A 12,559-nucleotide genomic window follows, 5' to 3' on the forward strand; every position below is an offset into this window, starting at 1 on the left:
TGGCAGGAGCGCCGGAAGGTTCTGCTGGCGCTGGTTATTGTTCCAGTTCGAAAGCATCCTGGATCATCTGGGCGCCGTCCTTGGAATTCATCTGTCCGGAGACGATTTCCACCGAGACGTCGTTGACGACACGGCCGACGGCCGCACCGAGATCCTGGTCGAAGAAGTTCTGATGCCAGGTCGAACCCGCAAGCTGTTTGGCCGATTCGGCGAGCAGCGGGTTGACGACGCCGTCATCAGCGCCGACGGCAACAGGCAGGAGCATCCCGGCCTCGGCCATTGCCCGCTCGTTGTCCGCATTCGTCAGGAAAGCGAGGAAATCGATCGCTTCCTTGGAGGCCTTCTTGGTGAGCGCCCAGCCGTTCAGGCCACCAAGCGTATCGGTGGGCTTTCCGGCGCCGCCTTCAACCGTCGGGAAGACGAAACGGCCGATATTGTCGGGCGAAAGCCCCTTGCCGTCGCCGGCATTCTTGCGCTGGTTGGCCTCGGTCGCCTCGAAGCCGAGGATCATCGCTGCCTTGCCGTCGCCGAAAACGCCGAGCGTCTGCGGCCAGGTTGCGCCGAGATAGCCAGGCTGGAAAGGTTCGAGCTTGCCGAGCTCGGCGAGATCTTCGCCGGCCTTGATGATGGCCGGATCGAGGAAGCCTTCGCCCTCGCCCTTCTTGGCCGCGTCGAAAACCTTCTGGCCGCCTTCGCGCATGACGAGATAGCTCCAGTAGAAGTGGATCGGCCATTTCTCGCCCCCGCCGCCGGCGATCGGCACGATACCGGCCGCCTTGATCTTCTTCACCGCCTCGAGAAAATCGGTCCAGGTCTTGATGTCCTCGGCCTTGACGCCTGCCTTGGCAAACAGCGCCTTGTTATAGAAGAAGCTCACCAGGCCGACCTTGTAGGGGATCGCCCAGGTCTTGCCGTCGAAGGTCAGGCCGTCGACCGAAGCCGGGGTAAAGGCCTTGCGCAATTTGCCGCCATCGGCATCGAGTGCTGCCGTCACATCCTGCAGCGCGCCGGTCTCGGACTGCTGCTTCAGGACGCCGCCGCCCCAGCTGAAAAAGAAATCCGGCACGTCGTCAGACTGCAGCAGCGTGGGAAGCTTGGCCTTGAAGGCCTCGTTTTCGAGAAACTGCATCTCGATGTCGACGTCGGGATGCTGGGCTTCGTATTTCTTGACGATGTCTTCCCAGGCGGCGACGTTCTTCGGATCGGTTTCAAGATGCAGCCACTTGACCACCGTCGCCGCCGAGGCGGACCCGGCTCCGGCCAGCAACATGCCGGCTGCCGCGGCCATGGATACAATGCGCCCGCCGCCGAGACCGGCGTTCTTCAGCATGAAATACATGATCTTCCTCCCAGGGGACCTATCCTCACAATTTTTCCCCAATGCGGATTAATTCAGCGGACCTTGTGCCGGATGTCAACCCGATGCATTAATTTTTGCCAAATTCGCTTGACAGCTCTGTGGAATTGCCTGCTATTTAATTCGTAACCCGTTATAAATATTGGCTTCAGCCAACCAAACGACTGCCGGCACATTTTCATGAAGACTGCAGATCCAGAATTGATGCGCGCGATCAATCGCTTGAACGTGCTCGATACCATCCGGCGCCATGGCCCGATCTCGCGCATCGAAATCAGCGAGCGGACGGAGCTGTCGACGACAACCGTCTCGGCCATCACCGCCTCGCTGCTCGATGACGGGCTGATCCTGCCGCGGCATGAGGGTGATATCCGCAATGAGGCGGTGCGCGGCAGGCCGCGCGTGGCGCTGGAGCTCAATCCCGACGCCGCCCGCGTCGTCGGCGGCAAGATCGCCGCCAGCCGCATGGTGTTCGTCGTCACCAATTTCCGCGGCGACGTGCTGTCGAAGCTGGCTTTGCCGATCCGCATCGACCGGCAGCCGATCGGTGTCATCGCCGACCTGGTCGAAGACGGCGTCCGTCGCTGCGTCGTCGATGCCGGCCTGTCGCTCGAAGATGTCGACAGCATCTGCCTCGGCTTTCCCGGCGTTATCGAGCACCGCACCGGTTACATCAGAAGCAGCCCGATCTTTCGTGACATCAATGTCGATTTTGCCGCCGAGATGTCGACGCGGCTGTCGACGCCGACCATCGTCGAAAGCGACGCCCACGCCATCACGCTCGGCCACCACTGGTTCGGGAAGGCCCGCGATCTTGAGGACATGGTGCTGATTTCGCTGGAACAGACGCTCGGTCTCGGCGTGCTGCACGGCAACCGCCTGTTTCGCGGCGCCGGCGGTCTCAGCCATAACCTCGGCGATCTTGTCCTCGGCATGGGACCGAACGGCGCAGTGCGGCTCTTCAGTCAGGCCGGCGAAAGCGCCATCCTCGGCGAACATCAGACCGACGGGCGTTTTGCCGAAGCCATCCGCCTCGGGCGCGGCATGACCCATGCCCAAGCGCTGATCAAGGCCGACGACGACCGGCTGATCGCCTCTGCCATCCGCGCCGGCGAAGCTGTCGGATTAACCATCGCCAATATCGTCACGCTGTTTGCGCCGCCGCGGGTCATTCTCGTCGGCTCCAGCCTGGCGCTCGGCGACCCCTTCTTGAACAGCCTGCGCGACGCCTATGCGCTTGCCATCCCGCCCTCGCTGAGGGGCGTCAGCGAACTCGTCTTCGACGATTCGAGCGATGATTTCTGGGCGCAGGGTGCCGCGGCCGTGGCGCTCTACGAACTCTACGAATCGCCCTGGAGCACCACCGGGCCGGCGCTCTGAGGAGCGCACACTCAAGATCAATGGAGGAAATCATGGACAAAGTCGGTATCGGCATCATTGGATGCGGCAATATTTCGGGCGCCTATCTTACAGCGATGGCCTCCTTTCCCATCCTCGATATCCGCGGCGTCGCCGATCTCAACCGGGAGCTCGCAGAGGCCAAGGCGCGCGAATTCAACGTTCCCGTCAAATCAGTCGAAGAACTCTTCGCCGATCCCAAGATCGAAATCATCGTCAATCTGACGATCCCGAAAGCCCATGTCGCCGTCGCGCTCCAAGCGCTCGAGGCCGGCAAACACACGTACTCCGAAAAACCGCTCGGGATTAATTTCGCGGAAGGGAAAAAATTGGCCGAGGCGGCGCGCGGGCGAAATCTGCGCATCGGCGCGGCGCCTGACACCTTCCTCGGCGGCGGCCATCAGACGGCCCGCGCCCTGATCGACCAAGGCGTCATCGGCCAGCCGGTCGGCGGCTCCGCCAGCTTCATGTGCCCGGGCCATGAGCGCTGGCATCCGAACCCGGCCTTCTATTACGAAGTCGGCGGCGGGCCGATGCTCGATATGGGCCCTTACTACATCACCGATCTTATCAATCTGCTCGGCCCGGTATCCCAGGTCGCGGGCTTTGCGACGACGCCGAGGGCCGAACGGCTGATTACCAGCGAACCGCGCAATGGCGAGCGAATTCCGGTGCATGTGCCGACCCATGTCGCCGGCATGATGGCCTTTGCCAACGGCGCGGTGGTGCAGATCGCCATGAGCTTCGACGTCGCCGGCCACAAGCATGTGCCGCTCGAAGTCTACGGAACCGAGGGCACGCTTATCGTCCCCGACCCCAACAAGTTCGCCGGCCCGGTCGAATATCTGAAGAAGGGCGGCGCCTTCGAGGACCAGCCGATCATCGCACCCTATGCCGACGCCAATTATCGCTCGCTCGGCGTCGCCGACATGGCGCATGCGATCCGCTCTAACCGCCCGCACCGCGCCGATGGCGACCTGGCGCTGCATGTGCTCGAAGTCATGGAAGCCTTCCATACGGCGTCCGAGACTGGGCGGACGGTGACGATTACCACGGCGGTCGAACGCCCTGCCCCCTTGTCGGATTCCATCGTCGACGGACGGCTGGCGAAATAGTTTCAGGAGGAAAGAGAATGCGTGAAGCACTGATCGTCTGGGGTGGCTGGAGCGGACACGAGCCGCAGGAATGCGCCGAAATCATCAAGACCATGCTCGAGGAAGACGGTTTCAAGGTCTATCTCGAACACGGGACCGAGGCGCTTGCCGACCCCTCCGTCCACGATCTCAGCCTCGTCGTGCCGATCATGACGATGTCGAAGATCGAGAAGGAGGAGGTCAAGAACCTCGCCGCCGCGATCGAAAGCGGCGTCGGTATCGCCGGCTACCATGGCGGCGCCGGCGATGCCTTCCGCGACTCCGTCGACTATCAGTTCATCATCGGCGGCCAGTGGGTGGCCCATCCCGGCAACATTATCGACTATACCGTCAACATCACCCGCCCCGACGATCCGCTGATGGAGGGGATTGCCGACTTCCCCTATAGGTCAGAGCAATATTACATGCATGTCGACCCCTCGAACGAGGTCCTGGCGACGACCAGGTTTACCGGCGAACACGCCTACTGGATCGACGGCGTCGTCATGCCCGTCGTCTGGAAGCGCAAATACGGCAAGGGCCGTGTGTTCTATTCCTCGCTCGGCCATCAGGCCAAAGAGTTCGACGTGCCGGAGATGAAGACGATCTTCCGGCGCGGTGCGAATTGGGCGGCGCGGTGAGATAGGGCTGTTCGGTTCGTGGGTTTGCCCTGCCCCTCATCCGGCTGCCGCCACCTTCTTGGATAAGAAAAATGTAGGATATTGATGCTTGCCGGGCGGGTGGCCGCCCGCCCGGCAGCTGGTTGTCGGATCGTCACCTTCTTAGCCGTTTGGGGCTGTGGGGAGCAGGATCGCAACCGGCTCTTCATCTGGCCCGTGTGGTTGCAGGAACCTTGGGGTTCGTATCCAAGACAGGGACGACGAAGATGACCGATAATAGCATGATTTGTGCCGGAATCGATGTCGGCAAAAGCCATCTCGACATTGCCCTCCATCCCGGTAAGGCAAGGCTGAGGGTCACGTACGACACCGCTGGCTTGAAGGTGCTTGACGCCTTTCTTCGAGAGCATGACGTCAGCCGCATCGGCTTCGAAGCCTCCGGCGGCTATGAATGGCGGCTGCTGGCGCATCTGCGGGCCGGCAAGCGGCCGGCGGCGCGTCTGCAGCCGGCGCAGTTGCGCTTCTTTGCCAAGAGCCGGCTCAAGCGGGCCAAGAACGATCGGCTCGATGCCGTGCTGATTGCGCTCTTCACGGCAAGTCTCGAGCAGTTGCCGGCGCTGCCGGACGCACGCTTCGACAAGTTGGCCGCCGAACTGACCTATCTGGAACAGATCGAGCAGCAGATCGCGCTGGTCAGACCTTTGCCGAGACCGCCTTGTCGGAGGCGATCAAACGCCGCCACCTGCGCGAGGTCGCCCGCCTCGAAACCTGCCGCAAGGCCCATCTGCTGCGGCTCGAAAAGACGGTTCGCGACGATTGCGACCTGGCGCAACGGCTCGATCTGCTGATCTCCATCAAGGGGATCGGGCTGCGCAGCGCCCTGTGCTTGATCATTCGGCTGCCCGAACTCGGCCATGCCAGCCGCGCCGAGATCGCCGCCCTTGCCGGCGTCGCACCCTATGACGACGATAGCGGAAAATATCACGGCAGACGCCGCATCCAGGGTGGTCGCGAACGCCTGCGAAAGAGCCTGTTCATGTGCGCATTCACGGCAACCCGGCACAATCCGGATCTCGCCGCTTTCTACACGCGCTTGCGTCAGAACGGAAAGGAACACCTGTGCGCCGTCATAGCCGTCGCCCGAAAACTCATCGTCCTCGCCAACACAATCCTCTTTCGAAAGACCGAATGGACGCCCCAACACCGCAAGAATTAAACATGGTTGCTCCCCGCTTGCGGGGCGAAGGGACCATGCCGCAACCTCTCCGACCTCTCGCGAGGCAGGTCCCCTCGCCCCGTTTACGGGGAGAGGGCTAGGGTGAGGGGCAAGCGGCGATCTCAGCACAAAATCAACGCCGTACCGTAAAGTCCTAATGCAAACACTGTATGCGCCAGCAGATTGAAACACCGCACCTTCATCGGCTTTGGATGTTTCGTAGCAGCCCAGCCGAGGCCGAGGCCCGGCTGCAGCAGGAACCACCCTGCCCCAACGGTGACGATGCCGAAGATCCAGGCGGGAAGAAATGTCGGTGCGGCGAACCATCCCTCTCCCATGATGAGCGCAAAGATCACCCCATAGAGGATGCCGACGACGTAATGGCTGATCCAGCCGAGAGCGAGTTCATTCGCGTAAGGCGCAGCATCGGCAATGCTGTCATGAAAGACCTTGCCGCGGCCGAGATGCCAGAACCAGCGGCCGACCGGCGCCCAATTGGCGGGCGGCTGACCGAAGAACTTGGCAAGCACAATTGCCCAGAGGTCCATGAGGATGGTTGCGCCGGCGCCGATCGCCAGACCGCGCCATAAAATATCGAACATCGGGAATCACCGGAGAGCATTTTGATAGAGGCGCCAGAGAACCATTGCGGCCGCGCTTGCGCAATGGTTTCGGCATGACATTCGCCGAGACATTGCGACTAAGGGGCGCCGTCGATGGGGCAGCTGCTCCATCATCCGCAAAAAGGCATCGGTGCGGCCGCAAATTGATGCTTTTCGCAGGTAGCGTTATTCCCTACTCACTGTCTCGAACGGCAATGAGAGGCGAACGGCAATGACAGTGCCATTTTACTGGAACGAACTGGTCAGCGACGACTTCGCGGGATTGTCTGCGGACACCACGATCGCCATCCTGCCGATCGCCTCGACCGAGCAGCACGGGCCGCATCTACCTGTTGCTACCGACGTCGCTATCGCAACCGGCATGCTTGCCGAGTTGCGGAAGCAGAAGCCCGCCGATCTCGATTGCCTGGTGCTGCCGACGCAGGAAATCGGCAAGGCCAATGAACATATTTACGGGCCGGGAACCTTGTCGCTTGGCGCCGAACTGCTCATTCCGGTCTGGACCGCGATCGGCGCAAAGGTTGCCGAAGCAGGCATCCGCAAAATGGTGATCGTCAATTCGCATGGCGGCAATGTCGATATCATGAGCATCGTCGCGCGCGAGCTGCGCGTGCGCTACGCGATGGCCGTCGTCTCCACGCAATGGGGCCGCTTCGGCCATCCCGAGGGCATGATCGGCGACCATGAGCTGAAATACGGCATCCATGGCGGCGAGGTGGAAACCTCGCTGATGCTGCATTTCCGACCTGATCTGGTGCGGATGGAGAAGGCGCAGAATTTCACCTCCAAGGCGGAATGGATGCGCGACCAATCGAAATACCTTCAGCCGCTGCCGCCGCATTCGCTCGCCTGGATCGCCCACGACCTCAATCCTAACGGCGTCGTCGGCGACGCGTCGCTCGGGACGTCAGAAAAGGGCGAAGCAATCTGCCGCCATCAGGTCAGGGGCTTCATAGAGCTCCTCTATGACCTGAAGCGTTACCAGCTTTCCAATCTCTACTCGAAGTAAGGCGGTGGCTCACATCGCCGCGGAAGCATAGGCCGCGATGTGACCCTTGGCCTGCAGTTCCTGCACCAGGCCGGCCAGTTCGGCCAAGAGGTACTCAACAAACAGGCTGGTGGCGGAATCGAGCGGCGCGCGGGCGCGGGCAAAAAGCTTCATCGGCTGATGGCGCGCATGCGGCTCAGCGATCGGCCGGAAGACCAGTTCGCCCTGCCGGCATTCGGTGATGACGTCGAGCGGGTTCAGGATCGTCAGCCCCGCCCCCGATTTGACCAGTTTCTTCAGCATCTCCGAGGCATTGGTTTCGAGCACCGGTTCGACATGCACGTCGAGGCGCGCCAGGGCCAGATTGATCACGTCGCGCAGGCTGGTCCCCTGCTGCGCCAGCACCAGGCGCTCCTGGACGATGTCGGCAAGGTTGATCGGGCCGGGACCGATCAGATGGTGACCGGGCGGCAGGACCACGCCGATCGGAATGTCGAAATTGCCGAGGGTGCGGATGCCGGGCGTTGCCGGAATATTGAAGCCGAGGCCGATATCGACCTCGCCCGACAAAACAGGATTGACCGTCATCGTGCCGGCGTCGTTGCGCAGCTGCATGAAGACGCGCGGATGTTCCGACTGGAACCGCGCGATGATCTCAGGCAGCGGCCCGGCCGCAAGGCCGACCGTCGTCACCAGCCGGACCTTGCCCGCCTGCTGCATCTTCAGGCTGCGAATGCGCCCCTCCAGCCGTTCGTAATTCTTCAGCACCTCGCGAATATGTTCGATGCAGAGCTCGCCGGCGGCCGTCAAGCGCAGCCCGCGCGGCAGGCGCTCGAACAGCGGCGCACCCATTTCCTCCTCCAGTGCGAGAATTTGCCGGTTGATCGCCGAAGACGCCACATTCAGCCGTGCCGCTGCCTTGCGGATCGAGCCCGATCGCGCGATCTCGTTGATATAGAGAAGCTTTCTGGAGTGCAGCATCAGGACCTCGTTGCACAAAAATCAAGCACGCAGCGTAAATTAGGCACAGGCTTTGGGTGAGATGCCGAAAAGGCATCGTTGCGCACGAAATTTGATGCTTTTCAAAGAGCAAAGCAACCGCTCCTATGAAGAAAATCCGACGTCATCGCAGACGCCGAGAACTCCGAAGGGGAACGCTGATCATGCCCAATGCACTAAAGAATACGGTTTCCGCACTCATCGGCCTTGGCGGCATGTTCGCCGCCGCCGTCTCGGCCCATGGCGCCGACAAGGTCAGCTACGGCACCAACTGGCTGGCGCAGGCCGAGCATGGCGGCTTCTACCAGGCCGTGGCCGATGGCACCTATGCCAAATACGGCCTCGACGTCACCATCGTGCAGGGCGGTCCGAACGCCGCCAACAGCGCGCTTCTGATCTCCGGCAAGATCGATTTCTACATGGGTGGGCCGCAGGGCGAGATCTCGGCCGTCGAGCAGGGTATTCCGCTCGTCGATGTCGCGGCAATCTTCCAGAAGGATCCGCAGGTGCTGATTGCACATCCCGATGCCGGCATCGAGAAGTTTGAAGATCTCGCGAAGCTCAAGACTCTGTTCCTCGGCAAGGACGGCTATCTCACCTATTTCGAGTGGATGAAGGCGAACTTCAAAGGCTTCAGGGACGAGCAGTACAAGCCCTACAATTTCAGCCCGGCGCCCTTCCTTGCCGACAAGGATTCGGCGCAGCAGGGCTACCTTACCTCGGAACCCTACGAGATCCAGAAGCAGGCCGGATTCGAGCCGAAAGTCTTCCTGCTCGCCGACAACGGCTACTCTCCCTATTCGACGATGATCACCACCACACAGGCGATGATCGACAGCAAGCCGGATGTCGTCCAGCGCTTCGTCGATGCCTCGATCGAAGGCTGGTACCACTATCTCTACGGCGACAACGCCAAGGCCAATGAGTTGATCAAGAAGGACAATCCCGAAATGACGGATGGTCAGATCGCCTACTCCATCGCCAAGATGAAGGAATACGGCATCATTGAATCCGGCGACAGCCTCGACAAGGGCATCGGCTGCCTGACCGAGGCGCATTACAAGGCCTTCTTCGACGAAATGGTAGCGATCAAGGTGTTCAAGCCGGAGACGGATTACACCAAGGCCTTCACGACGAAATTCGTCTGCAAAGGCACCGGAATGGCGATGAAGAAGTAAGCCGCAGACCCGCCTGCGATCCGCCGCCGACACGGCGGATCATTCCCCTGCATGAACGAGACAGGCAATGCCCCCAGCAGAAGCTCAGGCCCTATCACCGAAAGAGATGCGCAAGCGGCCGCTGGTCGTCATGCAATCGGTTTCGAAAGTCTTCTCCAGCGGAACCGTAGCCCTTTCGAAGATGTCGCTGACCGTGGAAAGCGGTGAGTTCATCAGTCTGCTCGGTCCATCCGGCTGCGGCAAATCCACCGCGCTGCGCATCATTGCCGGCCTCGGCAATGTGACCTCGGGCGCGATCGACTGGCCGAGTTCGCGCGTCAACTCCAAGGGTCTCCCCGAGGGCGATATCAGCTTCGTCTTTCAGGAGCCGACGCTGATGCCCTGGAAGACCGTCTTCGATAACGTCCATCTGCCGCTGAAGCTGAAACATGTTTCGAAGGCTGCGGCGCACGATCGAATCCTGGAGACGTTGAGCACCGTCGGGCTTCAGGATTTCGCCAGCGCCTATCCGCGCGAACTCTCCGGCGGCATGAAGATGCGTGTGTCGATCGCCCGGGCGCTCGTGACCAGGCCGAAGCTCCTGTTGATGGATGAGCCCTTCGCGGCGCTTGATGAGATCACCCGCCAGAGGCTGAACGACGACGTGCTGCGCCTCTGGAAGGTGACCGGCATCACCGTCATCTTCGTCACTCATTCGGTCTTCGAATCCGCTTATCTCTCGAACCGCATCGTCGTGATGAAGGCAAGGCCCGGGCGCGTGCATGCCGATCTGCCGCTGACGACCAGCCTGGAACGCGACGCCCATTACCGCACTTCGGAAGAATACCGCAGAGCTTGCGAGACGGTCTCGCATTCGCTGATCGGGGCGATCAACGCGGTGGAGGACCATCGATGAGTGACGAACCGGCCGCAGCGCCGCTGCTTGTCAAAACCACTGCAAGCGCCCGGAGCCGCGATCTGGCGTTGCGCATCTTGATCCCCCTGCTGGTGATCGCGGCGCTGATCCTGATCTGGTCTGCCTATGTCAGACTGTCCGGCGTGCCGCCCTATATCCTGCCGGGCCCGGCCGCGGTCGCAAGTGCCTTCGTGACCGATTGGGGCACGCTTGCCCCTGCCCTCTGGGTCACCACCAAGATCACGCTGGTATCGCTGATGCTGGCGCTCGTCGGCGGCGTCGGCTTTGCGATCTTCCTTGTGCAATCGCGCTGGATAGAACTCGCCTTCTATCCGCTCGCGGTCATTCTTCAAGTCACCCCGATCGTGGCGATCTCGCCGCTCATCCTGATCTATGCGCCGTCGACACAGGTGGCGCTGCTGATCTGCGCCTTCCTCGTGGCGTTTTTCCCGATCCTTTCGAATATGGTGCAGGGGCTGAAAAGCGTCGACCATAATCTCATCAACCTGTTCGAGCTCTACGGCGCCTCGCGCTGGCAGACGCTGCTCTTTCTCAAGCTGCCGGCCGCCCAACCCTATTTCATGACCGGTCTCAGGATCGGCGGCGGCCTGGCGTTGATTGCAGCCGTCGTCGCCGAGTTTGCCGCGGGCTCGGCGGGCGCCGGCTCTGGCCTCGCCTTCCGGCTCCTCGAAGCGCAATACCGGCTCAATATTCCGCGCCTCTTTGCGGCGCTGCTGATGCTCTCGCTGCTCGGCGTGGCGATCTTCGCCGTCACCTCCTTCATTTCGTGGCTTGCCCTGCACCGCTGGCACGAGAGCAGCCTGAAACGGGAAAACTGATGACCTATTCCTTCATCTCACCGCCCAATGCCGGCCGCTTCGTGCTGAGCAATGCGACTCTGCCTGCAGCTGCCGTCACCGGTTATGACGCACCTGCCGTCGAGGGGCTCGTGCGGGCCGATATCGTCATCGCCGACGGTGTGATTTCCGCCCTGTTGCCGCCCGGCGGAGCGCCCGCCGAAATTGCGAAATCCGACCTCAAGGAAGGCATGGTCTGGCCCTGCTTCGCCGACATGCATACGCATCTCGACAAGGGCCACATCTGGCCGCGCAACGCCAATCCGGACGGCACGTTCCCGGGGGCATTGGAGGCCGTGCGCGCAGACCGCGAGGCAAACTGGTCGGCCGCCGACGTCAAGAAGCGGATGGAGTTCTCCCTGCGCTGCGCCTACGCACACGGCACCAGCCTCATTCGAACCCATCTCGATTCCCTTGCGCCGCAGCACCGCATTTCATTCGAGGTCTTTGCCGAAATGCGCGATGTCTGGAAGGACAGGATCGCCTTACAGGCGGTGGCGCTGTTTCCGATGGAAAACATGGCGGACGCCGCCTATTTCGCCGATCTCGTCACTGTGGTCCGCGAAAAGGGCGGGCTGATCGGCGGCGTCACCCGTATGAGCGGCGATCTCGACAGCCAGCTCGACATGTTGTTCAGGGCTGCGGCTGATAATGGCCTCGATGTCGACCTTCATGTCGACGAGACCGACGATCCGGCTGCGGAGACCCTGAAGGCGATCGCGCAAGCCGTGCTGCGCAACCGCTTCGGCGGCAAGGTGACGGCCGGCCATTGCTGCTCGCTCGCCCGCCAGGACGAGGAGACGGCAAAACGCACGGTCGATCTCGTCGCAGAGGCCCGTCTCGCCATCGTCTCGCTGCCGATGTGCAACACGTATCTGCAGGACCGCTATTCCGGCCGCACACCGCGCTGGCGCGGCGTCACACTTTTCCACGAACTGGCGGCAGCCGGCGTCGCAACGGCTGTCGCCTCCGACAATACCCGCGACCCGTTTTATGCCTATGGCGATCTCGACCCGGTGGAAGTGTTCCGCGAGGCGGTCCGCATCCTGCATCTCGACCATCCGCTGGATACGGCCGCACGGGTTGTCACCACCTCGCCCGCCGATATTCTCGGCCGCTCGGATATGGGTCGCATCGCCGTCGGCACTGCTGCCGATCTCGTGCTCTTCAGCGCCAGGCGCTGGAGCGAATTTCTTTCCCGTCCGCAGTCCGACCGCGTCGTCCTTCGACGCGGCAAGGTGATCGACCGCAGCCTGCCGGACTATCGTGAACTCGACAGCGTCGTTGGAGCCTGA

The 12,559-nt window shown here is 61.7% G+C and carries 13 protein-coding genes; 10 read left to right on the top strand and 3 right to left on the bottom strand.

Features of this window, described 5'->3' with window-relative positions:
* Positions 1–34 precede the first annotated feature (34 nt).
* Positions 35–1,339: an extracellular solute-binding protein gene (locus PH551_RS25030; protein ID WP_285195446.1), complete on the bottom strand. Its 1,305-nt coding sequence runs from the start codon at positions 1,337–1,339 to the stop codon at positions 35–37.
* Between the two features lie 198 nt (positions 1,340–1,537).
* Here PH551_RS25030 and PH551_RS25035 point away from each other — a divergent pair, with 198 nt between their 5' ends.
* The 5 genes from PH551_RS25035 to PH551_RS25055 all read left to right on the top strand — a co-directional run bounded on the left by PH551_RS25035 (position 1,538) and on the right by PH551_RS25055 (position 5,724).
* Positions 1,538–2,737, top strand: coding sequence for an ROK family transcriptional regulator (locus PH551_RS25035; RefSeq protein WP_285195447.1), 1,200 nt, complete (start codon positions 1,538–1,540; stop codon positions 2,735–2,737).
* 32 nt (positions 2,738–2,769) lie between these two features.
* Positions 2,770–3,870, top strand: coding sequence for a Gfo/Idh/MocA family protein (locus PH551_RS25040; protein WP_285195448.1), 1,101 nt, complete (start codon positions 2,770–2,772; stop codon positions 3,868–3,870).
* A gap of 17 nt (positions 3,871–3,887) precedes the next feature.
* Complete coding sequence (locus PH551_RS25045) at positions 3,888–4,529, top strand: ThuA domain-containing protein (protein WP_138394179.1); 642 nt, start codon at positions 3,888–3,890, stop codon at positions 4,527–4,529.
* A 245-nt stretch (positions 4,530–4,774) separates the two neighbouring features.
* On the top strand, positions 4,775–5,356 hold the full coding sequence (locus tag PH551_RS25050; protein ID WP_285195449.1) for an IS110 family transposase: 582 nt from the start codon (positions 4,775–4,777) through the stop codon (positions 5,354–5,356).
* Between the two features lie 38 nt (positions 5,357–5,394).
* The gene (locus PH551_RS25055; protein WP_285195450.1) at positions 5,395–5,724 is read left to right on the top strand and encodes a transposase; all 330 of its coding nucleotides are present in this window, start codon (positions 5,395–5,397) and stop codon (positions 5,722–5,724) included.
* A 122-nt stretch (positions 5,725–5,846) separates the two neighbouring features.
* Here the strand turns inward: PH551_RS25055 and PH551_RS25060 are convergent, their stop codons facing one another.
* Positions 5,847–6,326, bottom strand: a complete 480-nt coding sequence (locus tag PH551_RS25060) for a DUF2938 domain-containing protein (RefSeq protein WP_285195451.1) — start codon at positions 6,324–6,326, stop codon at positions 5,847–5,849.
* A 232-nt stretch (positions 6,327–6,558) separates the two neighbouring features.
* Here PH551_RS25060 and PH551_RS25065 point away from each other — a divergent pair, with 232 nt between their 5' ends.
* Positions 6,559–7,356, top strand: a complete 798-nt coding sequence (locus tag PH551_RS25065; protein ID WP_285195452.1) for a creatininase family protein — start codon at positions 6,559–6,561, stop codon at positions 7,354–7,356.
* A gap of 9 nt (positions 7,357–7,365) precedes the next feature.
* Here the strand turns inward: PH551_RS25065 and PH551_RS25070 are convergent, their stop codons facing one another.
* A complete protein-coding gene (locus PH551_RS25070) occupies positions 7,366–8,316 on the bottom strand; it encodes a LysR family transcriptional regulator (protein WP_085778110.1) in 951 nt (316 codons plus the stop codon).
* Between the two features lie 182 nt (positions 8,317–8,498).
* Here PH551_RS25070 and PH551_RS25075 point away from each other — a divergent pair, with 182 nt between their 5' ends.
* From PH551_RS25075 to PH551_RS25090, 4 genes are all read left to right on the top strand, one after another.
* Positions 8,499–9,512: an ABC transporter substrate-binding protein gene (locus PH551_RS25075; RefSeq protein WP_285195453.1), complete on the top strand. Its 1,014-nt coding sequence runs from the start codon at positions 8,499–8,501 to the stop codon at positions 9,510–9,512.
* 67 nt (positions 9,513–9,579) lie between these two features.
* On the top strand, positions 9,580–10,407 hold the full coding sequence (locus tag PH551_RS25080) for an ABC transporter ATP-binding protein (RefSeq protein ID WP_285195454.1): 828 nt from the start codon (positions 9,580–9,582) through the stop codon (positions 10,405–10,407).
* A complete protein-coding gene (locus tag PH551_RS25085; protein ID WP_183703176.1) occupies positions 10,404–11,246 on the top strand; it encodes an ABC transporter permease in 843 nt (280 codons plus the stop codon). The genes PH551_RS25080 and PH551_RS25085 overlap by 4 nt, the downstream gene beginning before the upstream one ends.
* Positions 11,246–12,559, top strand: coding sequence for a cytosine deaminase (locus PH551_RS25090; RefSeq protein WP_285195455.1), 1,314 nt, complete (start codon positions 11,246–11,248; stop codon positions 12,557–12,559). The genes PH551_RS25085 and PH551_RS25090 overlap by 1 nt, the downstream gene beginning before the upstream one ends.

The organism is Rhizobium atlanticum (genome assembly GCF_030182485.1).
Lineage (GTDB): Bacteria > Pseudomonadota > Alphaproteobacteria > Rhizobiales > Rhizobiaceae > Rhizobium.

Bases quoted from the DNA above. Each gene is read 5' to 3' on its own strand.
- PH551_RS25030 (WP_285195446.1), bottom strand. From the start codon at position 1,339: ATGTATTTCATGCTGAAGAACGCCGGTCTCGGCGGCGGGCGCATTGTA.
- PH551_RS25035 (WP_285195447.1), top strand. From the start codon at position 1,538: ATGAAGACTGCAGATCCAGAATTGATGCGCGCGATCAATCGCTTGAAC.
- PH551_RS25040 (WP_285195448.1), top strand. From the start codon at position 2,770: ATGGACAAAGTCGGTATCGGCATCATTGGATGCGGCAATATTTCGGGC.
- PH551_RS25045 (WP_138394179.1), top strand. From the start codon at position 3,888: ATGCGTGAAGCACTGATCGTCTGGGGTGGCTGGAGCGGACACGAGCCG.
- PH551_RS25050 (WP_285195449.1), top strand. From the start codon at position 4,775: ATGACCGATAATAGCATGATTTGTGCCGGAATCGATGTCGGCAAAAGC.
- PH551_RS25060 (WP_285195451.1), bottom strand. From the start codon at position 6,326: ATGTTCGATATTTTATGGCGCGGTCTGGCGATCGGCGCCGGCGCAACC.
- PH551_RS25065 (WP_285195452.1), top strand. From the start codon at position 6,559: ATGACAGTGCCATTTTACTGGAACGAACTGGTCAGCGACGACTTCGCG.
- PH551_RS25070 (WP_085778110.1), bottom strand. From the start codon at position 8,316: ATGCTGCACTCCAGAAAGCTTCTCTATATCAACGAGATCGCGCGATCG.
- PH551_RS25075 (WP_285195453.1), top strand. From the start codon at position 8,499: ATGCCCAATGCACTAAAGAATACGGTTTCCGCACTCATCGGCCTTGGC.
- PH551_RS25080 (WP_285195454.1), top strand. From the start codon at position 9,580: ATGCCCCCAGCAGAAGCTCAGGCCCTATCACCGAAAGAGATGCGCAAG.
- PH551_RS25085 (WP_183703176.1), top strand. From the start codon at position 10,404: ATGAGTGACGAACCGGCCGCAGCGCCGCTGCTTGTCAAAACCACTGCA.
- PH551_RS25090 (WP_285195455.1), top strand. From the start codon at position 11,246: ATGACCTATTCCTTCATCTCACCGCCCAATGCCGGCCGCTTCGTGCTG.